At 52.4% G+C, this 25081-nt stretch carries 26 protein-coding genes; 9 read left to right on the top strand and 17 right to left on the bottom strand.

Features of this window, described 5'->3' with window-relative positions; translation table 11 throughout:
• Position 1 precedes the first annotated feature (1 nt).
• The 4 genes from WJU16_RS22705 (at position 2) to WJU16_RS22720 (ending at position 3205) form a co-directional block, all read left to right on the top strand.
• A complete protein-coding gene (locus WJU16_RS22705; RefSeq protein WP_341835641.1) occupies positions 2 to 688 on the top strand; it encodes an ABC transporter ATP-binding protein in 687 nt (228 codons plus the stop codon).
• Between the two features lie 318 nt (positions 689 to 1006).
• Positions 1007 to 1243 (top strand): hypothetical protein, encoded by a 237-nt coding sequence (locus WJU16_RS22710; protein WP_341835642.1) that lies wholly within the window; start codon positions 1007 to 1009, stop codon positions 1241 to 1243.
• Positions 1233 to 2219: a glycogen debranching enzyme N-terminal domain-containing protein gene (locus WJU16_RS22715; RefSeq protein ID WP_341835643.1), complete on the top strand. Its 987-nt coding sequence runs from the start codon at positions 1233 to 1235 to the stop codon at positions 2217 to 2219. The genes WJU16_RS22710 and WJU16_RS22715 overlap by 11 nt, the downstream gene beginning before the upstream one ends.
• A complete protein-coding gene (locus tag WJU16_RS22720; RefSeq protein ID WP_341838686.1) occupies positions 2171 to 3205 on the top strand; it encodes an amylo-alpha-1,6-glucosidase in 1035 nt (344 codons plus the stop codon). The genes WJU16_RS22715 and WJU16_RS22720 overlap by 49 nt, the downstream gene beginning before the upstream one ends.
• 3 nt (positions 3206 to 3208) lie before the next feature.
• Here the strand turns inward: WJU16_RS22720 and WJU16_RS22725 are convergent, their stop codons facing one another.
• The 11 genes from WJU16_RS22725 to WJU16_RS22775 form a co-directional block, all read right to left on the bottom strand.
• A complete protein-coding gene (locus tag WJU16_RS22725; protein ID WP_341835644.1) occupies positions 3209 to 3682 on the bottom strand; it encodes a pyridoxamine 5'-phosphate oxidase family protein in 474 nt (157 codons plus the stop codon).
• A gap of 20 nt (positions 3683 to 3702) precedes the next feature.
• Positions 3703 to 6270, bottom strand: a complete 2568-nt coding sequence (gene glgP / locus WJU16_RS22730; protein ID WP_341835645.1) for an alpha-glucan family phosphorylase — start codon at positions 6268 to 6270, stop codon at positions 3703 to 3705.
• A complete protein-coding gene (locus tag WJU16_RS22735) occupies positions 6174 to 7871 on the bottom strand; it encodes a glycosyltransferase (protein ID WP_341835646.1) in 1698 nt (565 codons plus the stop codon). The genes glgP and WJU16_RS22735 overlap by 97 nt, the downstream gene beginning before the upstream one ends.
• Positions 7834 to 9060 (bottom strand): hypothetical protein, encoded by a 1227-nt coding sequence (locus WJU16_RS22740; protein WP_341835647.1) that lies wholly within the window; start codon positions 9058 to 9060, stop codon positions 7834 to 7836. The genes WJU16_RS22735 and WJU16_RS22740 overlap by 38 nt, the downstream gene beginning before the upstream one ends.
• Positions 9057 to 10340 (bottom strand): glycosyltransferase family 4 protein, encoded by a 1284-nt coding sequence (locus tag WJU16_RS22745; RefSeq protein WP_341835648.1) that lies wholly within the window; start codon positions 10338 to 10340, stop codon positions 9057 to 9059. Before WJU16_RS22745 ends, WJU16_RS22740 begins: the two co-directional genes overlap by 4 nt.
• 26 nt (positions 10341 to 10366) lie before the next feature.
• On the bottom strand, positions 10367 to 11020 hold the full coding sequence (locus tag WJU16_RS22750; RefSeq protein ID WP_341835649.1) for a BON domain-containing protein: 654 nt from the start codon (positions 11018 to 11020) through the stop codon (positions 10367 to 10369).
• A 42-nt stretch (positions 11021 to 11062) separates the two neighbouring features.
• Positions 11063 to 11884, bottom strand: coding sequence for a universal stress protein (locus WJU16_RS22755; protein ID WP_341835650.1), 822 nt, complete (start codon positions 11882 to 11884; stop codon positions 11063 to 11065).
• A 221-nt stretch (positions 11885 to 12105) separates the two neighbouring features.
• Entirely contained in the window at positions 12106 to 14679 is a 2574-nt protein-coding gene (mgtA, locus tag WJU16_RS22760) for a magnesium-translocating P-type ATPase (RefSeq protein ID WP_341835651.1), read from the bottom strand.
• A 30-nt stretch (positions 14680 to 14709) separates the two neighbouring features.
• Positions 14710 to 15639 (bottom strand): 1-phosphofructokinase family hexose kinase, encoded by a 930-nt coding sequence (locus WJU16_RS22765; protein ID WP_341835652.1) that lies wholly within the window; start codon positions 15637 to 15639, stop codon positions 14710 to 14712.
• A gap of 16 nt (positions 15640 to 15655) precedes the next feature.
• Entirely contained in the window at positions 15656 to 15871 is a 216-nt protein-coding gene (locus tag WJU16_RS22770; RefSeq protein ID WP_341835653.1) for a hypothetical protein, read from the bottom strand.
• Positions 15872 to 15906: 35 nt separating this feature from the next.
• Positions 15907 to 16104: a hypothetical protein gene (locus WJU16_RS22775; RefSeq protein ID WP_341835654.1), complete on the bottom strand. Its 198-nt coding sequence runs from the start codon at positions 16102 to 16104 to the stop codon at positions 15907 to 15909.
• A 149-nt stretch (positions 16105 to 16253) separates the two neighbouring features.
• Here WJU16_RS22775 and WJU16_RS22780 point away from each other — a divergent pair, with 149 nt between their 5' ends.
• From WJU16_RS22780 to WJU16_RS22795, 4 genes are all read left to right on the top strand, one after another.
• Positions 16254 to 16733, top strand: a complete 480-nt coding sequence (locus WJU16_RS22780; RefSeq protein ID WP_341835655.1) for a hypothetical protein — start codon at positions 16254 to 16256, stop codon at positions 16731 to 16733.
• Between the two features lie 98 nt (positions 16734 to 16831).
• Entirely contained in the window at positions 16832 to 17890 is a 1059-nt protein-coding gene (locus tag WJU16_RS22785; RefSeq protein WP_341835656.1) for a response regulator, read from the top strand.
• Between the two features lie 83 nt (positions 17891 to 17973).
• On the top strand, positions 17974 to 18735 hold the full coding sequence (locus WJU16_RS22790) for a TIGR00730 family Rossman fold protein (RefSeq protein WP_341835657.1): 762 nt from the start codon (positions 17974 to 17976) through the stop codon (positions 18733 to 18735).
• Positions 18736 to 18852: 117 nt separating this feature from the next.
• Positions 18853 to 19692 (top strand): universal stress protein, encoded by an 840-nt coding sequence (locus tag WJU16_RS22795; protein WP_341835658.1) that lies wholly within the window; start codon positions 18853 to 18855, stop codon positions 19690 to 19692.
• A gap of 12 nt (positions 19693 to 19704) precedes the next feature.
• Here the strand turns inward: WJU16_RS22795 and WJU16_RS22800 are convergent, their stop codons facing one another.
• The 6 genes from WJU16_RS22800 to WJU16_RS22825 all read right to left on the bottom strand — a co-directional run bounded on the left by WJU16_RS22800 (position 19705) and on the right by WJU16_RS22825 (position 24027).
• Complete coding sequence (locus tag WJU16_RS22800) at positions 19705 to 20307, bottom strand: hypothetical protein (protein ID WP_341835659.1); 603 nt, start codon at positions 20305 to 20307, stop codon at positions 19705 to 19707.
• Complete coding sequence (locus WJU16_RS22805; protein ID WP_341835660.1) at positions 20304 to 20705, bottom strand: hypothetical protein; 402 nt, start codon at positions 20703 to 20705, stop codon at positions 20304 to 20306. The genes WJU16_RS22800 and WJU16_RS22805 overlap by 4 nt, the downstream gene beginning before the upstream one ends.
• Positions 20702 to 21238, bottom strand: a complete 537-nt coding sequence (locus WJU16_RS22810) for a flavodoxin domain-containing protein (RefSeq protein ID WP_341835661.1) — start codon at positions 21236 to 21238, stop codon at positions 20702 to 20704. The genes WJU16_RS22805 and WJU16_RS22810 overlap by 4 nt, the downstream gene beginning before the upstream one ends.
• Positions 21239 to 21248: 10 nt before the next feature.
• Positions 21249 to 22082 (bottom strand): universal stress protein, encoded by an 834-nt coding sequence (locus tag WJU16_RS22815; protein ID WP_341835662.1) that lies wholly within the window; start codon positions 22080 to 22082, stop codon positions 21249 to 21251.
• An 84-nt stretch (positions 22083 to 22166) separates the two neighbouring features.
• Positions 22167 to 22991, bottom strand: coding sequence for a universal stress protein (locus WJU16_RS22820; protein WP_341835663.1), 825 nt, complete (start codon positions 22989 to 22991; stop codon positions 22167 to 22169).
• 7 nt (positions 22992 to 22998) lie between these two features.
• Positions 22999 to 24027, bottom strand: a complete 1029-nt coding sequence (locus WJU16_RS22825) for a hypothetical protein (RefSeq protein ID WP_341835664.1) — start codon at positions 24025 to 24027, stop codon at positions 22999 to 23001.
• Positions 24028 to 24208: 181 nt separating this feature from the next.
• Between WJU16_RS22825 and WJU16_RS22830 the strand changes: the two genes are divergently transcribed.
• A complete protein-coding gene (locus WJU16_RS22830; RefSeq protein WP_341835665.1) occupies positions 24209 to 25066 on the top strand; it encodes a restriction endonuclease in 858 nt (285 codons plus the stop codon).
• The last annotated feature ends 15 nt before the right edge of the window (positions 25067 to 25081 follow it).

Below are 25081 nucleotides of genomic sequence, written 5' to 3' on the forward strand. Positions count from 1 at the left end.
CATGGGCGACATTATCCTGGAAGCGAGGAATATCAACAAGTACTTCCACGACCCCGTGGAGGTGAAAGCGTTGGACGATATATGTTTAAGCGTCAGGAAGGGGGAATTCGCAACCATCACCGGAAAGTCGGGCTGCGGCAAATCGACCCTGTTATACATCTTGTCTACCATGGACACGGATTATGAAGGTGAATTGTTAATAGACGGGGAACCCATGAACGGGAAGAGTGAGGCCACATTGGCCGGCATCCGTAACGGGAAGATTGGCTTCGTATTTCAATTCCATTACCTGCTCAACGAATTTAGTGTACTGCAGAATGTCATGTTGCCGGGTCTCAAACTTAACCGCTTTCCTCCGGGGGAAGTCGAAAACCGCGCCATGGCCAGACTTGATCAGCTGGGCATCCGCCTGCTGGCCAAACGTAAAGCCTACCAGCTGTCAGGTGGGGAAAAGCAACGCGTGGCCATTGCCCGCGCTTTGATCAACGACCCCTGTATCATTATGGGCGACGAGCCGACGGGTAACCTCGACAAGAAGAACGGAGAGCTCGTCTTCAATATATTCCGCGACCTGGCGGCAGACTACCTCCAAACCCTCCTGATCGTCACCCACGATGAGACGTTTGCTTCCCGGACAGACAGGACTATCAGGATGGAAGACGGAAAAATTATGGATGGTCAGCTTTAGGAACGATAGACCCGGTGAGCGAAAATCATGATAACGGTCAACAAATAATATGATGGCTGTCATCGTCCCGGGGGCTGGTTTCCATTAAATTGGCGGTTGGCATCAATCTTCACTGACTTTAAAACCTGAAGTTATGTTCCTCGAAATTTCCGACCAGAAAACCATCGGGGCTTTGAAACAGGAGTTTGCCTATCATTTTCCCTTCCTCAAAATTGTTTTTTTCCGGCGCCCGAGGAAGCCGGCGACATGATCCGGGGAAAGCCGTTCCCCCAATCCAGGGCTGTGGGGGCAGTTCGTTACCGGCATAACAACGGTGCCATGGAAATACATCCGCTGCATACGGCCTGGCATATCGAAAAATGTTTTCGGGAGCGATTCGGTTTGCATATAATGATTTACCGGAAAACGCAAAAGGGATGGACGCTCGCACCCAGCACCAGGGACATGACACTGCAGGCGCATAACGAATTGGGGCGTATGGCGGTGGAAGCCGTACCTGTAGGACTTCGCCAGGATGAGTCATCCGATGAAAAGCAGCGCAGCCATGATTCGTAATGTGTTCAACAGGGCCATGATGTCCGACGCTGGTATTTCACTTGCCCGGGAATACCTCCTGGTAGCGCCTGACGGAACATACAGCGCTGCTTCGATAAGCGGCTGCAATACCCGGAAGTACCATGGTTTGATTGTTTCGCCCGGCCAAAATGCCGGGAGCGAGTACGATGTTATTTTATCGGCGCTGGACGAAACGTTATATACGGCAACAGGGGCCTACAACCTGGCTACACATCGGTATGCCGGGCGATATTACCAGGAGGGTTATCGCTTCATTCAGGAGTTTACGGCCAATCCTGTTCCGCAGTGGTCGTTTTCAGTGGGAGGCGTGCTGTTGCAGAAGGATTTGCTTTTCGATGCGGGCAATGGCCACCTGATGATCCGGTACAGGTTAGATACGGCATCCGGGCCCGTACGTTTGCGGTTGATGCCGCTACTGGCTTTCCGCAACGCCCACTGGTTATCCTGTGCAAACAACATGATCGACGCAACAACCCGCAAGGTACGTGGAGGTATTGTTATCGCTCCATATCAAGGCTATCGACCGTTTTACATGCAATTGTCGGATGAAGGAACATTTACATCCTGGCCCGAATGGTATTATCATTTTGAGTACGCTTGGGAGGAGGAGCGGGGATACGGCTGCCAGGAGGATTTGTTCACGCCAGGCTACTTCGAAATCACTTTGCAGCCTGGTACCGCGGTCGTATTTACCGCAGGTTTCCGTGACGGGACGGCTGCGGTAGGTAATAGCGACTTCGAAACGGTGCTTGCCAGGCAGCCGGTGTTTTATGGAATGGAGGCTTGCCTCCGCAACGCGGCAAAGCAATTTATCGTCGAATTACCAGATAAGGCGGCTATTCGTGCCGGATTTTTTGGTTTGGCTCCTGGGGGCGCGATACCTGCATCGCCCTGCCGGGCCTTACGCTGTCTTCAGGGAATTTCCGGCTTTTTGAAAAAATTGCTGATGCGCTGATCGCCGATTTGAAAGAGGGGCTTTTACCGAATATGGGCTCCGGCGAACATGCTACCTATAATGCTGCTGATGCATCCCTTTGGTTTATCTGGGCTTTGACGGAATATCATCGCCACAATGTTTCGCCGGAAATGCGGGTGTGGGATAGATATGGCCCGGTCGTGAAAAGTATACTATCGCGTTACAGGGAAGGGACGCACAACGGCATCCGGATGGATAGCGACGGTTTGCTGGAAGCTGTTTCTCCGGGGATGGCGCTTACATGGATGGACGCCGTGTGCAACGGCACCCCGGTTACGCCACGGATGGGGAAAGCCGTAGAATTAAACGCTTTATGGTATCATGCGGTCTGTTTTGCGCTCGATTTGGCTGCAGAATCGGAAGATATGCAATTTGTGAGGGAATGGAAAGCGCTGCCCGAATTATGTGCCCGCTCGTTCGTCAGTGTTTTCTGGGACGAAGGGAAACAGTATCTGGCGGATTGCGTGACGGATGGGGTAGCGGATTGGTCGGTCCGTCCTAACCAGATATTCGCCGTGTCGCTAAAGTATTCGCCATTGCCGGAAACCATTCAGCGGTTGGTGGCAGACAAAGTGGCGGAGGAATTGTTAACACCGAGGGGGCTCAGGACTTTGTCGGCCGGAGATCCTCACTACCACGGCCGTTACTCGGGCAATCAGCTACAGCGGGATCAAGCTTATCACCAGGGAACGATTTGGCCATGGCTGCTCGGGCATTTTACCGACGCTTACCTACGTGTCTACGGTGGTGATGCATTGCCTTTGCTACAGGAAATATATGAGGGAATGGCGGTTGTTCTGGAAGAATACGGCCTTTATTCCGTCGCGGAACTATACGACGGCGATTATCCCTATCGGCCCGGAGGTACCATTGCCCAGGCATGGAGCGTGGCTGAATTGATCCGCATGGGGCAAACCATCGTAAATTATCGCGCTCAGTTCAAGGCGGCGCTGATAAATGCCTGATACTCAAATTCGATGAATATCTCTTTTTTCAGACCGGCCTGTTTTTTCCTTGATCCTGATCCGGTAAACGATAGGGCGGTCTACAGGCAATTCCCGGTCGGCACTATCCAGTTCCCTGCGCATTTCCGCAACACCGGCCAGTTCTCCTGCGTGATATTGCAGCAGGTGGCTGACCAGGAACTTCATCAGGTAATAACGTTCCTTCGGATCGTTCACTTCTTCATATTGTCCCCAGACAATTACCGATCGCCAGTTGGTTAGGTCATCGATTTCGTCTACCTGGAAACAGACATTCGGATTGCTGCGCATGATGTCTATTTTCATGCCGGGACGGGAGTGTGCCACCAGGTAATTCCCGTTGAAGGCATATGAAACGGGAACTACGTAGGGCTTCATGCCATCCGTGCAGCAAATGCGGCCTGCGGCATGTTTGGATAAGACTAGGTCGATCTGTTCCGGTGTCATATTTGCTATCATAATAGTGAATTTAATAGTGTTCAAACCCACATCAGCAGCGGAAAGTCCTGCCGGTGCGGTAACATGGGATGTTTGGGAAACACCCGGAAACTATAAGTGTATTCTCCCGATAAAGGGAGCGGAACGGCGGCTTCGAATACCGCAATATTGCCGCTGGTACCTGTAAGCGACAGCGGATGTACCAGCACGAAATTTTCATTGTCGTCCCTTTCAGAAAACACGATTTCCACCCCAACGTCTCCTGGCGGCAATTCACCCATATACAACCGGATCTTCACCGGAAGTGTTTCCCCAAGTTGCAAAGTGGCATGCGCTCCGCCCAGTTGGCCGCTGTCCATCAGATGGATCTGTTTCCAGTTGGCCAACAGGCTTTTCTTCCATGAAACCAGTTTACGCAACGGTTGATAGTTGTCTGCGCATAACTGATGGCTTCTTTCCTGTAATTGTTTGTAAATGGAAGCGTACCCTTTTGTCACGCGTTCCATTCCATAAACAGGCCGAAAGCAATTAATCGCGTGTTTCATCATAGCAATCCATTTCTCCGGGAGGCCGGCCTGGTTGCGGTCGAAATAAAGCGGCATAACTTCATTTTCCAGCGTCCTGTACAGGAGGTCGGCGTCTATTTCGTCTTGTAACGTATCGTCTGCATACCCATCTTCTGTGGATATTGTCCAGCCCGCTTTATCGTCTGCCGCTTCCGACCACCAGCCGTCGTCTACGCTTAGTTGCAATACACCGTTAAGCGCCGCTTTCATACCGCTCGTACCGGATGCCTCATGGCCGCGCCTGGGTGTGTTGAGCCAGAGATCGGTTCCCTGAACGAGGCTGGCGGCGAGCGACATGTCGTAGTCTTCGAGAAAAATGACCCTTTCCCCAATAACCGGGCTGTTGGCGGCGGAGGTAAGTATGAGTTTGAGCAAAGCCTTACCCGCTTCATCGTCGGGGTGTGCTTTCCCGGCTATGATGATGTGCACAGGCCGGCTTGCGTTACCCAGGATGGCGGCGAGCCGCCGCATATTGGAAAACAGGAGGCCGGCGCGCTTGTAGGGCGTGAAGCGGCGGGAGAAACCGATAATAAGTGATTTTTCATTCAATTGCTGCAATGGATGGAAGGCCTTGCCGGTGTTTTCCTGCATAATGACGCGCTGCTGGTTCAATCGGTCGTGAATGGTCCGGATGAGGCGACGCTTTAGTGAAGTATGGATCTCCCAGCAGCGCTCGTCGCTTATTTCGCCGGTGACGGCGCTTCGCCAATCTTCCGCCATCCAGGTTGGCGCGTGCACACCGTTTGTGATATAGTTAATATGAAGTTCCGTTGGCCTGAAGTCCTTCCAGAGCGGTAGGAGCACTTTGCGGGAAATTTCCTGGTGTTTTTTACTGACGGCATTGATTTCCTGGGCGATGTGCGCAGCCAGATAGAGCATGGAAAACTTCCCGGTATTGTATGTTCCCGGCGCCTGGCCTAGCGCCATCAGTTGTTCCCAACTGATGTTCAGGTGTTTGGATAGCCAGCCGAAGTAAGTTCGCAGGAGTTCTTCGTCATATACATCCTGCGCGGCGGGTTCTGCCGTATGCGTAGTGAAAAGCGTAGTGGACTTCACCATTTCCAGTGCTTCTTCGAATCCGAGATGTTCCTGATGGATATACTGATGAATCCTTTCAAATCCGGCGAAAGCGGCGTGCCCTTCATTAAGGTGGCAGACGTCCGGCCTGATCCCCAGGGAGGTGAGCATACGCACGCCCCCGGCTCCCAGAAGGATTTGCTGTTTGAGTCGGGTATCCTGGCTCCCGCCGTACAAAACGGACGTGATCAGCCTGTCGTCGGCCGTATTGGCCGGCAGGTCAGTGTCCAGCAGGTACAGCGTTACCCTGCCCACAGGCACGCTCCATACGGCGGCGTACAGCGTACGGCCCGGAAGCGGCAGTTCTATCATTCTTTGCGAACCATCATCTGCCGTAACCGGGATCACAGGCAAGCTACCAGTCATGATTTCCGGAAGCGCCTGCTGTTCTTTCTGGGGAGATATCTTTTGCCGGAAATAACCGTGCCGGAAAAGCAAACCCACGGCCACCAGCCGTGTTCCCGCATCGCTGGCGCCTTTGAGATAATCGCCGGCAAGTATCCCCAGGCCGCCCGCGTACAGTTTCAACCCTGGCAGAATTCCGTATTCCATACAGAACCAGGCAATTTGCGGCCCCGTGCCGGGGGATTGTGACATATACCGATGGAAGAGATTTCCTGCTTTCGACAACTGGTCCAGAAATCCAGCGTCATTCTCCAATTTTCGGATCGTGGTAAGGTCGAGTTGCCGAAGGAGTGTCAACGGATTATGCGCGCACCGGGTCCAGGCTGCCGGATCAATGGATTCGAAAAGTGCAACCGCTTCAGGATTCCAGCTCCACCACGTATTTTCGGCAATTGTCTTCAACAAGAGCAGCGAAGGCGGGAGCCCCGGTTGCACTGTTATGTTCCGCCAGACCGGTGGCGGCGCTATATTCTCCGCTGCGGCAACAGGAATGGCCTGCGGCTTCTCCCGGAATAACCGCTCCCTTTGCATGCTTTTTTGCAGTGCGAAATCATAAGCCATTTGATAGCGATAGATAAGATTGTCCCACCGGAAATGTGTACTGATTCCAGCTGCGGAGCGGCGATTTTTTCTACTTCTGCGGCCGGCATCCTGCTGTAATCCCGGATAATGCCGGATATTGCGGCCGCCACTTCCTTCTCGTTGCCGTCTTTTCTGTCAATAATGAAAACACCATCACCCGTATAATCAGGCAGTTGCCTCACAGCCGCGCCGAATCCCGAAAGGCTGGTCGTTAACGCGGGAATGTGGAAAGCGAGGCTTTCGAGCGGTGTATATCCCCAGGGTTCGTAATACGAAGGAAAAATGGCAAGATCGAATCCGAGTAGAATATCGTAATAAGGCATATTGAAAATTCCGTCTTCACCGTCGAGATAAGTAGGGACGAACAGCACTTTTACATGGCTTGCGGGCGAGTTGTCGAGATTATGCCCCCGCAACCGTTTCATGACCGGATCCGCTTCCGCGGCCTGCAAATTATGGGTAAGCACTTCACCGGTGCGGGGATGGAGAAAGTCCGGATGGGCCAAACTTTCCACCAGGAGGTCGCGGGGGCCGGTATGGGATGCCGGAACGAATATGACAGCGAGCAGGGTGCGCTTCAATTGGGGATCATTCTTCAACAAAGCAAGACTGTCGATAAACAGATCGATACCCTTATTCCTGAATTCGTAGCGGCCGCTTTTGATAATGAGCAAAGTATCTTCCGGTAGCTCCTGCTGAAAGAGCGCAGCGGCTACGGAGCGTACTTTAGCCCGTGCGGCGGCTCGTTTTGCTTCGAATATCGCAGGCGGAGGCACGAATGACGGGTCAAAACCATTGGGTGTAATGAAGTCCGGCTGTTTATCCAGGAACTTTTCACATTCACGGGCGGTGAATTCACTGACACAGGTAAAGCAGTCCGCAATATTAGCGGAGATTTTTTCCAGTGAGTGCTTGGAGATAACATTCATTTCCCTGGCTGCGGTTTCGGCATGAATAGCGGGGAAAGTGCTGTAAAAGGGCTGGCCGGAACCGGCAATGGCCCTGCCCACAACGGTGGCGTGCGTGGTAAATACAGTAGCGATCTGTGGCGCCAGATTTTCAAGACATAGAATCCCGGCGCCCGTCATCCATTCATGGAACTGGGCGACAATTTTATCAGTGCTGTTGAGATGGCTCCGGTAAAAACACTCGATCGCCAGGCCAGCGGCATAGCCGAAGCAGGCGGGTTCTATATAGTCCCACTGGCCACTAAGCGAGTCCAAATGATATCTTATCCATAATGCGGTGAAGATTTCATTCTTCTGGCGGAACAATGGCGTAAAATCGATCAGCATCACAAGGGGCTGGCCTGGAATGTTCCAGCGACCCGCCCGCACGGACAGCCCCTTTTCCTGCAATTGCGCTTTCCATACCGGGAAAAGCGTTTTGTCTTCCAGCAGTTCCGGATTGATACCATTCAACGTCGGAAGATCCGGCCCGATCATCACGAATCTGTCCCCCCATTCTTCCTGCATCAACCGTGCCTTGGTGCACAGTACCGTGTGAATACCACCTACTTTATTGCAAACCTCCCAACTGATTTCAAATATGAAATCCGGCTGCAGCTGTATGTTGACCATAAATATTCGATTTGTTGGTTTTCAGCCATGCTTCCACACGCTGGGAAAAATCGGTAAGGACATTCATATAGTTAACATAAGCGTCGAAAGGATCTTTGTACGGACTAAAGCACCCGTATGACGCATCGGGTCCTGCTACTCCCATGTACAGAAAGTGGTCGCTGCTTTGCAGGTGCAGCCAATCGCGCTGCAGCGCTTCATTGGAGCAGACGGCCATTTTTGTTTCGATATCTTCCAGGCAGTGATATGCATCCTGTTGCAAATCGTTCCGCAGGTAAGGACCGGTTACGGGTGGGGTGGGTATTGGGGGAAAAGGAAGACTATTGATGCCGGTCTGCAAAATCATCGCTTCGGATGGCGTTGCAAACTGAATTTCGCCTGACCGCAGAACTGCGGCGGGTAATGTTTCCAGGAAATGAAAAATGCCGCTGTTTTGGTGATGGCGTTCGCCAAATGTTTCATAATCGATACATACATTGACGAGGGGGCCGGCGTTTTCGCCACTTAGCAGCCGGCTGGCGAACTTTTGCGCGGTAAGCGGCCAATCCGGCCATTGCCGGTCGGAGAAACGTATCGCGATGTCATCTGCCAAATGACGGTGATTGACCATCAGTTTGAAAGCCGGCCGGGTGGGGCTATGAAAGAGATTGCATGCGGTCCAGGCCGGGATGGAGGAAGGGATTTCGTTGAGGATCATCCCGGTGAAACCCAGGCCGGGCAGTACGTCGGCCATCGCTTCCAGGATACCGGTGCCGTGATGGCGAAAAATGCGCGGTCTTATCCCGAATAGCCGTTCAATGGTTGCAGAATGTGCTAAAATCTGCTTGCGGAAGCCAGGTCCGGGATGTCTGCAGGGAACGGTATGTGCGAAGGTTTCGGAAAGGAACTCTACGCATCCCGTATCCTGTAATTCCCTGAAACTTTTAGTCAGCACCGGCATCGTATGCTCGAACTGGTCCAGTGCTGTTCCGGAAACGGATACCGCGATACGGAACGCGCCGGCGCTCTTGCGGATAAGTTTCATCAGCAACCGGTTAATGGGCAGATAGCAGTTTTTCGCCACTTTTTCCAGGATACCGGCATTGACGCGGTCATCGAAATACGGACCTCCGCCGCCAATCCGCGTAAACGGAAAGTGGCGCAAACGGGAGGGCTGGTGGAGTTGTAAGACCAGGCAAACATTTTTCATACACGGCAGTTTAGGACTTTCCTGTACAATGATTTAATCGCGGCGGCCTGTTTTAGCCAGGACATTTCGGAAACTTCACGGATACTTTCGCGGCGGAGCATATTAGCCAGCCCCCGGTAGCGGGCGAGTCCGTAGATGGCGTTCGCCAGTGCGTCGACATCCCACCAGTCCACTTTCATGGCATACTGCAATACTTCCTGAACACCGGACTGGCGGGAGACAATCACCGGTACGCCCTCGCGGATAGCTTCCAGCGGGGCCAGACCGAAAGGTTCGGATACAGACGGCATCACGAATACGTCGCATGCCCGGAGCAGCTTTTGGAGGGCAGGCCCCTGGAGGAAGCCGGTAAAATGAAACCGGGACGAAATTTCCAGCCGGTTGGCTTTTTCAATCATCTCGTCAAGCATGTCGCCGCTCCCAGCCATGAAGAACCGAAAGCTTTTGTCTTTTTCCAGTATCCGGGTAGCTGCTTCCACGAAAATGGATGGGTTTTTCTGCCAGGTCACCCTGCCGGCGAAACAAACCCGCTTTTCCGGGAGAAGGCTTGGCAGCGAAAAGCCGGAATCGGGCTCTTCCGATTGGTTAACCGCGTTGTGGATGGTGACCACTTTTTCTGGCGGGATATGATAACGATGTATGATCGTTTGCCGGGTAAGCTCACTCACCGCAATCACGCGGTCCGCCATCATCATGCCCTGTTTTTCTGTTTCGTAAACCTGGCGGTTGATGTTGTCGCCAGCCCTGTCGAATTCCGTCGCATGTACATGCACGACCAATGGTTTCCCGCTCTGGGCGGCCGCCATGATTCCGGCAGGAAATGCCAGCCAATCATGCGCGTGGATGATATCGAATGCCTGGCGGGAGGCGATGGCCGCTGCGGTTTCTGCGTAATGCCAGACTTCCCTCATCAGATTTTTTCCATATCCCCCGCCAAATGTGTAACGTATCGGCCGGTGTTCCGGCGCGGGCGGGCTGCCGGCCGCCGTCTGGCGGATGTACGCCTCGGGGCTCATGTAAGGGACCAGGGGTGAGTCGACCTCGAAAAATGAAAGTGCTTCCCGGAGTGTTGTTGCCGCAGCTTTGTCGGGCCAGACGTGTACGTCTTCCGCGCCAAGCAGCCTGAACCTTTCCACAGGCTCGTCGCCATAAGTTTTGGGCACAACGAACAAAACCCGCACACCGTTTTCCAACAGTCCATTCACTATTCCCTGGCAAGCGGTCCCCAGTCCCCCTGAAATATGGGGCGGGAACTCCCATCCAAACATGAGTACTTTCATATGTCGCAAGTTGGAACATCAAACATTTACGGGAATATTACCAGTTTATCTTCCAGGTCTACAATTCCCGGTGTGGACCACGCCGCCCTTTTGACTTCTTCTTTTTCATTCCAGGAGCGGACATTCCCCTTCAGTGTTACTTTGCCGCCTGAAGTCACAACTTCTACTCTGTCTGCTTCCACATCAGCGCTCCGCTCAAGTGCTTTCCTGATGCTGTCTTTAACTACTTTGGCAGAAATAAGCGGTTTTACAGCAATAAGATTGGCGACGTTTTTTACACCGTTCAAGTTACGGACGGCGTTTGTGGCCGATTGCCGCTGGTATTCCCATTCCACTTCACCTTCGAGGGTGACGAACCCGTCGTCGACTTTCACTCTCACCTTGTCGTCGGGAACAAGGCTGTGCCATTTCAGGGCGTTTAATGCGGCGGCGGCAATATCAGTGTCCGTCCTGTTGTAGGCATTGGAAAACTTTACTTCAATGTCGGTCGCGACTGCTTTAACGCCCTTAACCCTTTTAGCCGCATTTTCCGCGGCGAGCTTTTTGCTGAAGGTGCTGACTTGCCCGTTAAGGGTAACGATACCGTTGTGAACGGCTACGCCGATCTCGGCGGCGGACAGGATAGGATCCCATTCCAGTTCGTCCATGACGTCTTGCTGGATTTGCAAATCTGATTTCATAAAATATTTTTTTAATTAATAGTGAGTTGATTGAAAGCTTATTTATCGGTGTGTAATGAATACGGGTACTTTATGGTCGGTAATCACTTCAGCAATGAAGCTGGTCCGGAAGGCTTCTGAGAAGCCGGATCTTCCGTAGGCTCCGCATACTACGATCGGATGGTGTATATCGTTGATCCAGGTGCCAAAATACTTCCGCGGTTCCGCTTCCAGCACTTCGAGCGTCAGGTTGGGGAAATGCCGGGATGCGAAATCCCTTATGTGTTCCGGCTCCGGCATGTTCCGACCGGATTTTGGGGTGGCGTACACCAACACGGTTTTTCTGGTACAAAGTTCCGGGAACAGGCAGGCGAATTGCCGGATGGCGAACATGGCATCTTCGCTGCCGTCGTAGGCGAGGACCACGCTTTCCGGAAAAGTGAACTGTTCCGGTGCGAGAATGACAGGACATTCGGACCTGAGCAGCGCCATTTTCAGGTAATCATTGGGTGAGGTAACGCCCAGGTTCGCGTAAAATCGCTCGCTTCCTACAATCAGCAGGTCGGCGAACCGGGTTTCGGTCCTGAGCGCGGGCATGGCGAGATCATCACGGTCTTGCCTGAAATCATGCGCAATACCATACCGAAGGCATTCCTGTTCGAACGCATGGATGGAAGACGCGGTAGCGGCTTCATCGTATCCCTCTATAACCGGTAAGGATGTAACGGTGGCCCCTTCCATATAAACCCAGGCATGAGAAAAATCAACCTGCGGCAGGAATAGGCCCCGCAATATAACCGGTTGGAGTTCATTGAGCCGCCTCGCGAAATCAAAGGCTCCCTGCGAATAATGAGGGCCGTCGAAGGCGAGAATTATTTTTTTCATAATGATGGATGTTTAATAGCAGTACGCATTTACGCCAGCGCTGCTGGCCGGGAGGAGATAAAGCAAACGGTACTTAAGATAGCCATGCAATTCAGATGAAGTTCGGTTGAAGCATTAAATCCGCTCTCGACGGTCTTGTATCCCCGATTGTGTACAATACAAATTTTAATTTATTCAGGCCGCAAAACAATGATGATGATGTGAGGTCGTAATGACCGATATCAGTCGGGCCTCGAATGGACATCGGATTGCCTTGTCTTCGCCTGCCTGGTCCGAGATCGGAAAAACCATAGTTTTACCATTTCAGCAGTTATAAAGTATGTTGCCAGCAGCAGCGTGATGGAAATGGTCATGCGGCTGTGCATCGGGGTAAGCCCTAGTGATCGTGCGAAGGGCGAGATCGGCATGAAGATGGTGACGAGAAGGGCAAATGCGCCTGTCAGCAGGAGCAAGGCGGCAGGCTTGCTCCCGAGAACGGATTTTCGTGTACGAACCACGAAGATGATCAGTATTTCCGATATCACGGAGACCAGGAACCAACCGGTTTGAAACAACGAAGGAGAGAGATTGGAACGGAAATGGAAAATATAAAAAAACGCAAAATCGAACAGCGAGCTATGCAGCCCGAATATGAGCATGAAATACTGAATTTGTTTCAAATTCCATCGTCCGGGAGCAATTAGTTGCGCTTCATCTACCCGGTCAGACGCGATGGAGAGAAAGGGAAAATCTGAAATAAGGTTGGTGAGCAGAATCTGCTTGGGCAGCATAGGCAGGAAAGGCAGGAATAACGATGAACATGCCACACTCATCATATTTCCAAAAGTTGCGCCGGTAGTGATGAATACGTATTTCATAGAATTGGCGAATGATTTGCGGCCCTCTGTAATACCGTCTGCGAGTATCGACAGGTCTTTCTCCAGGCAAACGAAGTCGGCGGCATCTTTCGCCACACCCACCGCGTTGCTGGTCGAAATGCCAATGTCAGCGGCATGTATGGCCGCAACGTCGTTAATGCCGTCTCCCAGGTAAGCCACCGTCAGGCCGGAACGTTGCAGAGCTTTGATTATGCGCTCCTTCTGGCGGGGCTCCGTTTCAGAAAAAACGGATGTTTGCCTTACCCGGATGACAAGGGATTCTGGAGACAGCCGGTCTATTTCATCGCCGGTAAGCGTTACCGGATGCGGCATACCGAGTTGCGCCGCCGTATGGGCGGCTGCATGTCGGTTGTCCCCGGTAATTATTTTTACCTCCGTATTGAGTCTCTTTAGTTTTTCTATGGATGCGGGGATGTTCAATTTTAAGGGGTCTTCCAGGAGAATATAGCCGGCGAAGGTCATGTCGTGCTCATCCTCCCTGGTGATTTTCCCATCGCCGCGATTTTTTATCGCAACGGCCAGTACCCGGAAGCCAAGTTCACTAAATCCAATAAACCGGCGCCCCGCCGCCTTCATTGCTTCCGCGTCGAACGGTACGGTCAAACCTTCGGGCGATCGCATCGTTGTGCAGATATCCAATACATTGCTAAACGCTCCTTTGGTAACCATTAGGCAATCATCCTGCCGGCGTACCGCTACCGTGAGTCTTTTCCGGACAAAGTCATACGGGACTTCATTTATTTTCTCGTACCCGTTGACATCATGGAACAGCGTAGCAACGGACTGATCAATAGGATTAGGGAGGCCATTTTGGAGAAATGCATTCAGCCAGGCCAGGAAGCGGACATCTTTATCGGGCATGCCGTCCGCATTGAGGACGTCGGCCACCTTGGCCGTTCCTTCCGTAATCGTGCCAGTCTTGTCCGTACACAACACGTTCATTTCCCCGAAATTGAAAATGGAAGAGAGTTTTTTTACGATCACCTGCTTTTTCATCATTCGGCGGGCGCCCGCGGCCATTGAGAAGGTCATGATCGCCGGCAGCAGTTCCGGTGCCATGCCCACGGACAACGCCAGCGAAAACAAAACCGCGTCGAAAAACGGTTTCCTGAACCACAGGTTCGCCAGCAGGATAACAAATGCAAGGATAATGGTTATCCGTAGCAGAAAGTAACCAAATCGCCTGATGCCCTTTTCAAATGCTGTTTCCGGGGGTTGGCGCAAGCTTTGCTTCAGCTGCCCGAACATTGTTTTTCCGCCGGTGAGCGCAACCAGCGCCTTTGCCCTTCCACTGATCACGCTGGACCCTTCCCACAGGCAATTGTGTTTTTGGGATAGTGGAGCGGAACAAGGCACTTGTCCTGGGAATTTCTCCACCGGGTATGTTTCGCCCGTAAGCGTGCTTTCGTTGACATAGAGCTCCTCGCTTTCCAGTATCCTGCAATCGGCGGGAATGATGTCGCCCGCAGCCAGCAGCATTACATCACCTGGAACGATGGCGCTTGCGCCGAGAATGGTGGGATTGCCGTCGCGCATGACCGTATGCGTTAGTTCGACCATCTTCATCAGCTGGCTGATCGCTCTGCCGGCATTGAATTCCTGCCAGAATCCAAGCAGCCCGGTGATCATAAGGATGAGCAGGATGATGAATGCTTCAGATTTTTCTCCCAGGACGGCGGAAAGGATGGCGGCGATCACGAGGAGTAAAATCAGGGGATTGCTGAACTGGCGTGACAAGAGTCGAAGTGCTGTTTTTTTACCATCCCCGTTTTTCGGAGATCGCAGCTGTGCTGCCTTTCGGTCGGCCGATTCAGCAGTTAGCCCGCCTTCGGAACTGCCCAACAATTGAAATAATTGTTCCATTGGAACATCAGAGAACTGCCAATTGTTTTCCACTGCGGGCGTCACGCGGGCCATATTGGAAAATAATAAATGGTTAAATACGTATCACGGCTGTACCGATGCATAAAACCTTTCGGCGTCTTGCTTTTGGCAAAGCCCGGTACCTTCGGAAAGTGTTGCCGCAGTTCCGCATGCGACCCCGAACCTGACCGCGGCCGACATAGTATCCCCCTTCATCAGCGCCCACACGATACCCGCTACCATACTGTCTCCCGCCCCGACGGTGCTGACCGGTCTGGTGACCGGCGCCAGTATGCGTTCTTCCAGTTCCGCCGTGACAAGCAAGGCACCGGTTGCGCCCATCGATATAGCAACAACCGAGGCCCCGCCGGCGGAAACGATCCGGCGGGCGGACGCGATTGCTTCTGACTCGGAAAGTACTTCCTTTTCCGCCAGTGACGCAAGTTCGCCGAGATTAGGCTTGATAAGGAATACACCGGCCATGGTTGCCTGCCGCAATCCGTCGCCACTGAGGTCCGCAACCAGGCGACAGCCATAAATATGTGCCATGGAAACGAGCTTATCCATGAATTCCGGGTTGACGCCTTTCGGCAGATTGCCACTAATCACCACGTATTGTGCACCTTCCATTACGTGGGAAAGATGTTCCAATAAAGCGAGGTTTTCAGCAAACGAAATAGCGGGACCAGGTAAAACGAAACGGTATTGGCGGCCATTTGAATTGTCTGACACATGCATGTTTTCGCGCGTTTCCCCACTGATCTCCACCGGAGACGTTGCAAGTCCTTCGGCCGCCAGCAATGCGGTAAGTTTTTTACCGGTAGCGCCTCCAGCCAGGTAGACCGGCAGAACATCCCCGCCAAAACGATGAAGAACGCGCGCCACGTTGATGCCTCCGCCGCCGGGCGCAAATTCGGGCTCGGCGCATCGTAATTTCTTATCGGGTTGCAGCGCTTCCACGGAAGTACTGATATCGATGGCAGGATTCAGTGTTATAGTGATAACGGGATGCATTTTTTATTGCGTTTACTCAGGTTCGTTGCTCTTGTATGCCTTTGCCGATCTGGTAGAGCAGCTCGGGGTCGAAATCACTGTGATGCGTAACGGCCCGAAGCCCGTCGTGCTCGTCATGTTCAAAACAAATTTCCATCCCTTCAAGCACAGCTACTATCTTTTGGCCGAGGCCGCCAGTCGTGATCCGCACAGGTACTTCCCATTGCTTGCCGCCAAATCTCACCCAGATCATATAGCTTTCCGTTTTCATGACCGTTTCATTTATAGTTAATGAACGTAGGTAATGTAAAAATCATAAGATTTCAACAGCACCCACATGAGGAATTCCCGGGCAATTGGCCAGCCCAGCCAGGCGAGCAACAAGATAACACCCCAGGAAATTTGCCGGGAAGTCAGAATCTCGCTTAGCGGTTTCGGGTAAGCGGGAGCGGGAAATGCAGGAGTGTGGTGGAGGGTATGTGCCATAACAATACGTTTTTATAAAATTAAAACTAGGAACTTTAGGCTGCCGGATCAATGACGGGACGCCATTTCCGGCATGACGGAAATCATCCGGTCCCCATCTCCGGCGTCATCGGAAGAAAGGTAATATCTCCTTAGATTGTAGTAAACTTTTGTGTTATGGCAAACCTTTTTTCCCCGGCTTTCTTCATGATAAACGGTTTATGCCTGATAGTGTTCTTTTTTCCTTCCGGCGACCGCGCCAGGCCGCTATAGTGCTTGGGTTGATTTTTCTCGTCGCCGCGGCCGTCAATATCGTAGTATTGGCTGCAAGGCCGGATGCTTTCCTGGCATTGTCGGCGGTGGCAGTATATGACTGGTACGTACGCGTGATCGGCAGTTCGTTCCGGGTCCATGAGCAGGCAATCGTTATATCGATCACGCTGGCGCAGCTGCTTATCACGCTGGGATTGTTCAGTTCCGGCAACTGGCGTACCGGGGCTTTATTATGCGCGCTGATCTTTTTTTGGGCCATCGCTCCCTTTGGCGCGGGCGCCGCTTTCCCGGCGCCTATTATTCTTTCTGGCGCCTGCCTGGTAATTTTATTCAAAACGAATCGAAAACAATTTGAGAAAAAAACGCATGGGATTTAGTTAAATATTATAATAAGAACATTTTGTCGGGGTTTCGTGTTTATTTTTTAAATTTAAATAGTTCGATATAATGCTGTTTTGACGAAATTCTACACCCCATGCCTACAATTCTTGTCATCGAAGACAGCCCCGATGTATTGGCAAACATTACAGAAATCCTTGAACTGGACAATTACGAAGTACTAAACGCTAAAGACGGACTGGAAGGAATCAGGGTTGCGACCGAAAAAAAACCTGATCTGATTATCTGCGACATTTGCATGCCGTTGCTTGACGGCTATGGCGTATTGCATATGCTGCAGAAACGGGAAGAGGCCTGGAGCACGCCTTTTATTTTCCTCAGCGCCATGTCCGCCAAATCAGAAATCCGGAAGGGGATGGAATTAGGGGCCGACGATTACATCGTAAAGCCTTTCGATTCCCTGGAACTGTTGAACGCCGTGGAAATCAGGCTGAAGAAAAGCAAGAAACTCCGGTCAGCGTTCTCGCCGGATATTTCCGGCCTCCGGTCACTGCTCACAGTAGCCAACGGTACCTCATTGCTGGAGGAACTTCGCGAAGGCCGGAACACGAATACTTATAAGAAGAAACAGTTGGTCTGGTCGATGGGCAACCATCCGACATATCTCTATTTTATTCAGAAAGGCCGGATAAAAACCAGCCTCCATAACGACGAGGGTAAGGAAATTATTACGCGCGTATATGGCCCGGGCGAGTTCCTCGGATACAAAGCCCTGCTGGAAAACAAGGTTTACGACGACGAAGCGGAAGCCATCGAGCCCGCGGAAGTGGCATTGATACCGCGGAACGATTTCGAATCATTGGCATACAGCAATATGGACGTTGTCCGGAAATTCATTCAGCTGCTGACGGCCAACCTGTCTGAAAACCAGCATCATTTGCTGGGCATGGCTTATAACTCACTGCGTAAGCGGGTCGCCGACGCTTTGCTTTACCTTCATCATAGGTGCGCCAATGAGGGAGGACTGGCAACCGGACTGGATATCGGGAGGGACAATATCGCCGCAATCGCCGGCGTGGCCAAAGAATCCCTTATCCGTACGTTGGGCGATTTTCGCGACGAAAACAGCATCGAAATCCGGAACGGGGCGATTTTCATCAAAGATGTCCGCAAGCTGGAACGAATGGTGAACTGATGATTGACGACCGTCACCATTTGTTATGATGTATGCCATTGCCAAACAATCCCGGAAGCCCTAATTTTCTGGAAATCAGTACCATGAACGATCAAAACAATGGCCAACCCGATGCTGCCCAACGTGATGCGCAATTCAGGGAGGAAAGATATTTTCTGGAGGGCCCCCGTTCACGGGCCAGGGAATTCTTTTTTCTCTTGAAAATCCTGTGGGAATTCATTCGCGGCTTCCGGATCTTTCACTTTTCCCCTCCGTGTATCGCGGTGTTCGGCTCGGCGCGGGTATTGCCGGGATCCCCGCATTATGATGCAGCCGTAAAAATGGGGGCCGGCATCGCAGGGCTGGGTTTCGCCGTTATGACAGGCGGCGGCCCCGGAATAATGGAAGCTGCCAGCCGGGGCGCAAAAGAAGCCGGCGGCATCGCCCTGGGCTGCAATATCCGGCTGCCTATGGAACAAAAGCCCAACCCATTTCTGCACAAATATTTTACCTCACGCTTCTTTTTCGTCCGTAAAGTATTAATGTTCAAGTATTCCTATGGATATGTTATCATGCCCGGCGGTATCGGAACACTGGACGAGCTCTTCGAGGCGCTGACACTCATTCAAACCAAAAAGGTGCTCGACTTCCCGGTCGTACTATTCGGCAGCCAATACTGGGAACCCATTAATACCATGCTCACCCGGATGCTGGAGGAAAGAATGGTGGCACAATCCGACCTGAATTTGTTTCTCGTAACAGACAATATCGAAGATGCATTGGCGCATATCCGGCAAACTGCATTGCTGAAATACCGCGCGAAACGTACGAAAATCTTTAAGAAATTCATTTTCCTGGGAGAATAAAGAAGGAAGGGAAATAGTGATGGCGGACAATCTGAATCCTATTTCAATCATGTTTTTCGTGATAGGTGTCATTGACTGCACCGGCGAATGAAAGTAACTTTCTGGAAATATTCCACCATGAGAAAGATACTGTATTTGGCGGACGCGTATAAGATCGACCGGCATCCACTCGAATTCGCGGGCTTCGTCTGCAACCTGCTGAACTCCCCGCTTTCTGCTTTTCTCGTAGAGCTGGCGCCGCACGATGCTGCCGCCGAGTCTGCCCTGCGGGAAGAGATAGTTTGCAGCGGAGTCCAGGTACGCAGGGATGCGCCAATCGGTGAACTGCGGGATGCATGTGTGCAACGGAACCTCGATGTTTTCAAACATGCCTGCGAAGAGGTGGGCATCAATGCCGTTCCACAGGTGCTCAGTAATCATGTGGCGGATGCGGTATTAATGGAATGCCGGTACGCAGATTTGTTGTTGATTGATCCCGCCATGAGCTTGGGTATTGCTTCGCCGGCTCATCCGCCGTCGTTCGCAAGAAATTTATTATCGCAGGCGGAATGCCCGGTTATTCTCATGCCAGAAAGGTTTGATGGCCTGGAAGAAATCGTGTTCGCTTACGATGGCAGCCCGTCGGCCGTTTTCGCCATCAAGCATTTTTGTGCGATATTTCCCAGGTTGGGGGATAGAAAACTAACGGTCCTGACGGCGCACGGAGATGCAAAGGTGACCAAGAAGGAAATCCAGCTGATGTCGGCATGGCTCAGGGCAAATTTCCGGCAGGTGGATTTTGTAAGTGTGGGGGAAGATAGCCGGGCGGCCCTGATGGATTATGTATTGGGAAACGACAAACTCATGGTGGTGATGGGCGCCTATGGCCGCAGCGGTTGGTCTTCCTTCTTTTCGTCCAGCCACGCTGATCCGCTGGCCACGTATGTATCCAAAGCGTTGTTTATTAGTCATGCCTGAAGGTGCCCCTTCTCATTTGGGCCTGGAGATGATTTTACGCCTGAACAACTCGCGCGTCAGCACCTTGCCGTATTCATGGGCCATCCGCTCGTGCGACGCAGGGTCGAAGGTAACCGACTGGATAGCGAAGACGCGCATGCCTTCCGCTACATCGTACAAACTGCTTTCCCAGGCATACTGGGTTTCCAGCCTTTGCAGCTCCGGCGCCAGCATCCAGTAATATTCATTGGCGTATTGATCGGTCAGCAAGTGGTAAAGGCTCGCGGGCAAAAACGCGCCTTCCGTCGTTTTGTTAACCAGGGAAATGGTCAATACGGCATCGATTCCTCTTTCCGTGAATTGTTGCGACACTACTTTGTCTTCCGTTTTCAGAAATTCAAATGCATCGAACCCCTGGAACGATGTTACCGCCGTAATACCGGCGTCCGTCAAATCGCCGGCAACATGCGATTCCATCCGCTGCCGCAGCGCGCTGTCGGGCATCATGCCCAGTACAAGGATCTTCTTATAGGAAACCGGCTTGCCGGCCGGGGATTGCCGGTAGCCGGTAAGCTGCGTGGAGTAACATGATGGCAGCATCATTGCCACTGCCATAAATAGCCATATTTGCTTCATGCTTGTTCGTTTAAGTCTTCGTCTGGAATATCGCTTAACGGCGCTTCATAACTGCCCAGCTTTTCGAGTTCGCCAAGTGTACGGTCATCGGTATCGGTGGTTTGGAGCCAGACGGATCCGGATTTACGAAAAACCTGCACACTGAGGCCCAACTGATGGGCGAAATTGTACTCCAGTTCTGCGGCGGTTGTATTTTCTCCGATCTCTATCCATGCAGCGCAGTGAAAGTCACGGATTTTGTCAATGGGAGTGTCCGGATGTACCCGTTCCGAAGTGGGACTGCCTTCGTGCGGGCCATGCGGTTGCCGGAAAAACACCAGCTTGAGGTGCGGGTAGCGGAATTGGAACTCATCTTGTATCGAGCGGACCAGAAATTCCTCTGTTATAAGTATTTTCATAATGCCGTTTTTTGCGGATCGGAGTAAGTCGCTTCCAGCAGCCTGGCTGCCTCGATCACGGGAGCCAGGTGTTCCCGTTGCACATGGTTATAGTCGGCTAGCCCGATCTTTTGACCTTTCCTGGCGGCGAACCACGCGCCGATACGTAATAACAGTTTGTCTTTCAGCGAAAGAAGCCCGTAGTTTAGCCGTCCCGGAAGGTAAAAACATGTTGCAGTTTCCCGGAGACTGGCCGGCACGCATTTCTCGTAGTAGGATCGTACTTCGCCGGGCTTGTCCGGTATACCGCCGGCAATTACGAAAAAGATGATCCGTTTTCCCTCCAGTAACGGCAGGTTAACTTGCAGCCATTGTTTAATTTGTAGTTGCCCGATATATACACTGGTCCCGATCAGGAGATAATCGGCTTGTGTGATCTGTTCCGGCCTTACGAAATCCGACTTGGCGACAGGACAATGCAACGCGGCGCCTAACCAGATGCCATATTGCATCGTTGCACCATATTTACCTTTATAAACGATCAATCCTTTCATGGAAGCTGTTTTATGGATGGGTGATAAATATGGGAATGTTGGCCGTGCGCAGAATGGAATCTGCATCGCTGTGGTGAAAGAACCGTGATGCACGGCTGCGGCCGTAGGCGCCGAGCGAGATAATGCCGTTGGTGTTATGCAGCGTTATAGCCAATAGTTCCGCCGTGGGTTTTCCTTCCAGCGTATGATATGTAACCTCTTCGTAATGATGGTTGAGGTATTCCTTGATGAGTTTGCCGTTTGGAATTTTCTTTTCGCCGTTTTCCGCGATGTAAACCACCTTCACGGGAATTTCGCTGAATGCGTCGGCAAATAGCTGTGTAAACTGGCGGATCGCGAAGGTGGAAGAGAAAGTGCCGTTATAAGCGAAGTAAATCTCACGGATGTAATGCGTTGTTTCGGGGACCACCATCACAGGACATTGCGCTTCCACCAGCAAATCTTTAACGAAGCGGGTAGGGTTGGTGTCCTGGAGAACGGAAAACGTCGTATCGTTTCTTATCAGCAGCAAGTCGGCAAACCGGCTTTCTTCGAGGGCTTCCGCCAGCGGTACGCCTGGCAACTCGCGAAGCGTAACATCCATACCGCTGTCGCGGCAGAAGTTTTGCAGCCGCTTTTTGTTTTCCAGCGATTTTTCCTTCCTTTCTTTCATACTTTCGGCGAAAATTCCCTCGTAATCCAAAGCGCCGGATTCAAGTGCGGCGTATTGAATGGCTTCGCCTGCGATGTTCTCGAGGAACAGGATGGTTAATGCGCCGCGCGCCTTGTCGGCTATATATTTGTAACTTTTTAGCTCATGTTCCGAAAAATGCAGCGCATCGACAGTTGCAAGAATCTTTTTCATGATACAGGTTTTGATGAAAGTTAAACCCTATTTGTTCCTTGAAGAATGACGGTGACAGCCAGGACGATGATATTGATCATCGTGTCATGACCGGTGTGCGATAAAAATGGGGAATTGATGGTCTATGATGGCCCCCGCCGCGAAACTGCGCCTGAACATCATGGAAATGTCCGTCCGGCCGAAGGCGCCGCAAACCAGCAAGCTCGACGGGTGCCCTTTCAGCGATTCGCCGAGCTGTTTTTTTGTCGTCGATTCCAGCGTTTTAACCGTGAGGTCCGGGTAGTGCCGCGAAACCAATTCCAGGATATAATCCTTTTCCGGCAGGCCGCTATGGTCTTTTGATGCGGCATGGACGAGCGTGGCGGGCATTTTTGACAGCTCGGGGAACAGGAGCGCGAATTGCCGGATGGCATAAACGGAATCTTCGCTGCCGTCATAGGCGAGAACGGTGCGATCAGGGAATGGGAATTCTTCCGGCACTACCATCACCGGGCATTCCGCTTCCTGGAGGGCCATTCGCAGGTATTCGTTGGGGCGTTCCATACCGTAGTGGCGGTAAAATGTTTCCCCTCCGACCAGCAGCAAGTCCGCAAACCGGGTTTCTTTGCGGATCTCCGGGATGGCCAGGTCATAAGGGTACTGATGTACCCGCCATTCGATCCCCTCGCTGTTGCATGTCTTTTCGAATCGCCGGACATGCTCGGCGATGGCTTCCGCGTTGAAGTCTTCCAGCAATGGATTGTACAATCCGGCGCCACCCACGGCGTAGCTCCAGCTCGACGACAGGTATATCTGCGGCAGGAACGATCCCGCCAGCAGTATGGGCGACAGTTTGTTCAGGCCAACGGCGAAGGCCATAGCGCCGGAGGAGTAATTGGTGCCGTCGAAGGCAATGACGATCTTTTTCATATGCAGTTTATTGATATTGAATGTATACTGGTGAAGGTTGCAGGAGCAGGACCTCATGAGGTTGCATCAGCCGGCCCCCGGTGGCCGGGTCCACTTTGTAAAAGAGTTTGAACCCGGTAAACTGGACCGGTTTGCGGCCGATGTAAGATTTGTACGTATCTTTTTTCTTCGCAGGAGAGCCGAAGCCGTCCATATTCATGACAAACTGGACCTCGGGCCTGCGCCTGATCGCGTCGGCATTGGTTACCATCGCCTGCGTGAAGCGGTGGACCACCAGTATTTTCGGCGGCAGCTGGTATTCCCGGACCAGGTCTGCCAGGAATTCGGATACGGCGTTGATGGCGGTGGCGTCCATTGTGCCGATGGCTGAGCAGGGCACCTGGCCGTAGGTCATATTGTATTCCGGGTCCAGCCCGAGATGGACATCGGGCTGCGCCAGGTACACCGCGAGCGTCCGGGCTTCAGTGGCAACATCGCTATGGCCGGGCTGGATGTCCAGGAAAACGATGGCCCCCTGGCGGCGGGCCATAGCGATGATTTTGTCTATTTCCGCGTGTGGCATCCGGAGACGGTATTTGCCGTCTTTGCCGGGGGACCTTTGCGCCGTTATTGCGATATAATGCAGGGCTGGTATGACCGGCATCGAGGGGTCAGCGGCTTTCCACCGGCGGGCTTCCGCGGAAAGTGTGTCAAAAAGCGGTTGTTCGGGCAAAGTGCCGAGGATACCCATGGCGGGCGAGTAGAGATTTCCGTAATACGCCAGGATGCGGTGGAATGGCAGTAATGCTCCCGGTAAAGGAGGGGCGTCTTCGCCGGCGGGCCACCAGGTGGAAGGCGCGCCATGCGCCAGGTGCCGCAGGGCCCCGTGCCACGCCGCCGTATCTGGCGCCAGCGAATCGCGAATAGGGATTAACGCCGGCCTTACCGTATCCACGCGTTCCAGGCCCAGGTGACGAACGGTTTCCTGCCGCGCTGTGCAGGCGCAGGCAATCAGGCCTATACCGAAAAGGGAACATATAAAAGGTATCTGTAACATGCCGGTGGAATTGATTACATGAAACTAAGTCAATCGTTCCGCCGGGTAAATGACCGTTTCCGGGATCCGGATGATGCTGGTCGGATACGCGCAGGGTGATATTGATCACGATCAACATCCCGTCATACCTGGATCAGCGGCGCCGGCTGGCTGGTTTCGTATCTTGACGGAAACAAATGATATGTCAGCACAACAGGCGGTACAATATGTCCGGAAATCGGACGGCGGACTGGTCGCTTTCTCGGAAAAGAAACTCCTTCGTTCACTGACCCGTTCAGGGGCAACTGCCGAAACCGCCGGTGGGATCATCACTTCCCTCCGCCATAAAATCTACCCCGGCATCACCACCCGGGAAATTTATGACCAGGCGTTCGGCATGCTGAAAGACATTACCCGCCCCGCCGCCGCACGTTATCATCTCAAACGCGCCATCCTGGAACTAGGCCCATCCGGATTTCCTTTCGAACAGTTTATCGGCGAGCTCTTCCGCCGCCAGGGATACCAGGTTCAAACCAACCGGATCGTTGGGGGCCGCTGCGTAAAGCATGAAGTGGACGTTTTGGCCACCGCCGGTGATGACCTGCATTTTATCGAATGCAAATACCATCAGGCAGGCATTACATGCGATGTGAAAATTGCGCTGTATGTACACGCGCGCTTCCAGGACATTGCGCATGCGTCAGACATGAAAATAGCCGGTAAAACAGTCGGTTGGCTGATTACCAATACCCGCTTTTCATCCGACGCCCTGCAATTTGGGAAATGCGCCGGCCTGCATCTGCTATCATGGGATTACCCGTCCGGAAAGGGATTGAAGGACATTATCGACCGCGAGCAACTCTACCCCGTCACCTGCCTCACTACCCTGAGCCACTACGAAAAATCAAGGCTCCTGCATTTGAACGTCGTGTTGTGCAGCGACCTGCTGGAGCGGCCCGACGTACTTAAAAAGGCGGAAGTCCCCCAGGATAAGGTAGGCAGGGTATTGGAAGAGACAGGAAACCTTTGCAACAAACGGCTGCGCGCTGGCGTACATTGAAAAAGCATAAGATCG

This window comes from Chitinophaga pollutisoli (genome assembly GCF_038396755.1).
Classification (GTDB): Bacteria; Bacteroidota; Bacteroidia; order Chitinophagales; family Chitinophagaceae; genus Chitinophaga; species Chitinophaga pollutisoli.

Bases quoted from the DNA above. Each gene is read 5' to 3' on its own strand.
- WJU16_RS22810 (WP_341835661.1), bottom strand. From the start codon at position 21,238: ATGAAAGGATTGATCGTTTATAAAGGTAAATATGGTGCAACGATGCAA.
- WJU16_RS22755 (WP_341835650.1), bottom strand. From the start codon at position 11,884: ATGAAAAAAATAATTCTCGCCTTCGACGGCCCTCATTATTCGCAGGGA.
- WJU16_RS22800 (WP_341835659.1), bottom strand. From the start codon at position 20,307: ATGAAGCAAATATGGCTATTTATGGCAGTGGCAATGATGCTGCCATCA.
- WJU16_RS22715 (WP_341835643.1), top strand. From the start codon at position 1,233: ATGATTCGTAATGTGTTCAACAGGGCCATGATGTCCGACGCTGGTATT.
- WJU16_RS22745 (WP_341835648.1), bottom strand. From the start codon at position 10,340: ATGAAAGTACTCATGTTTGGATGGGAGTTCCCGCCCCATATTTCAGGG.
- WJU16_RS22705 (WP_341835641.1), top strand. From the start codon at position 2: ATGGGCGACATTATCCTGGAAGCGAGGAATATCAACAAGTACTTCCAC.
- glgP (WP_341835645.1), bottom strand. From the start codon at position 6,270: ATGGCTTATGATTTCGCACTGCAAAAAAGCATGCAAAGGGAGCGGTTA.
- WJU16_RS22770 (WP_341835653.1), bottom strand. From the start codon at position 15,871: ATGATCTGGGTGAGATTTGGCGGCAAGCAATGGGAAGTACCTGTGCGG.
- WJU16_RS22740 (WP_341835647.1), bottom strand. From the start codon at position 9,060: ATGAAAAATGTTTGCCTGGTCTTACAACTCCACCAGCCCTCCCGTTTG.
- WJU16_RS22830 (WP_341835665.1), top strand. From the start codon at position 24,209: ATGTCAGCACAACAGGCGGTACAATATGTCCGGAAATCGGACGGCGGA.
- WJU16_RS22735 (WP_341835646.1), bottom strand. From the start codon at position 7,871: ATGGTCAACATACAGCTGCAGCCGGATTTCATATTTGAAATCAGTTGG.
- WJU16_RS22785 (WP_341835656.1), top strand. From the start codon at position 16,832: ATGCCTACAATTCTTGTCATCGAAGACAGCCCCGATGTATTGGCAAAC.
- mgtA (WP_341835651.1), bottom strand. From the start codon at position 14,679: ATGGCCCGCGTGACGCCCGCAGTGGAAAACAATTGGCAGTTCTCTGAT.
- WJU16_RS22820 (WP_341835663.1), bottom strand. From the start codon at position 22,991: ATGAAAAAGATCGTCATTGCCTTCGACGGCACCAATTACTCCTCCGGC.
- WJU16_RS22765 (WP_341835652.1), bottom strand. From the start codon at position 15,639: ATGCATCCCGTTATCACTATAACACTGAATCCTGCCATCGATATCAGT.
- WJU16_RS22775 (WP_341835654.1), bottom strand. From the start codon at position 16,104: ATGGCACATACCCTCCACCACACTCCTGCATTTCCCGCTCCCGCTTAC.
- WJU16_RS22815 (WP_341835662.1), bottom strand. From the start codon at position 22,082: ATGAAAAAGATTCTTGCAACTGTCGATGCGCTGCATTTTTCGGAACAT.
- WJU16_RS22825 (WP_341835664.1), bottom strand. From the start codon at position 24,027: ATGTTACAGATACCTTTTATATGTTCCCTTTTCGGTATAGGCCTGATT.
- WJU16_RS22725 (WP_341835644.1), bottom strand. From the start codon at position 3,682: ATGATAGCAAATATGACACCGGAACAGATCGACCTAGTCTTATCCAAA.
- WJU16_RS22805 (WP_341835660.1), bottom strand. From the start codon at position 20,705: ATGAAAATACTTATAACAGAGGAATTTCTGGTCCGCTCGATACAAGAT.
- WJU16_RS22795 (WP_341835658.1), top strand. From the start codon at position 18,853: ATGAGAAAGATACTGTATTTGGCGGACGCGTATAAGATCGACCGGCAT.
- WJU16_RS22750 (WP_341835649.1), bottom strand. From the start codon at position 11,020: ATGAAATCAGATTTGCAAATCCAGCAAGACGTCATGGACGAACTGGAA.
- WJU16_RS22790 (WP_341835657.1), top strand. From the start codon at position 17,974: ATGAACGATCAAAACAATGGCCAACCCGATGCTGCCCAACGTGATGCG.
- WJU16_RS22710 (WP_341835642.1), top strand. From the start codon at position 1,007: ATGGAAATACATCCGCTGCATACGGCCTGGCATATCGAAAAATGTTTT.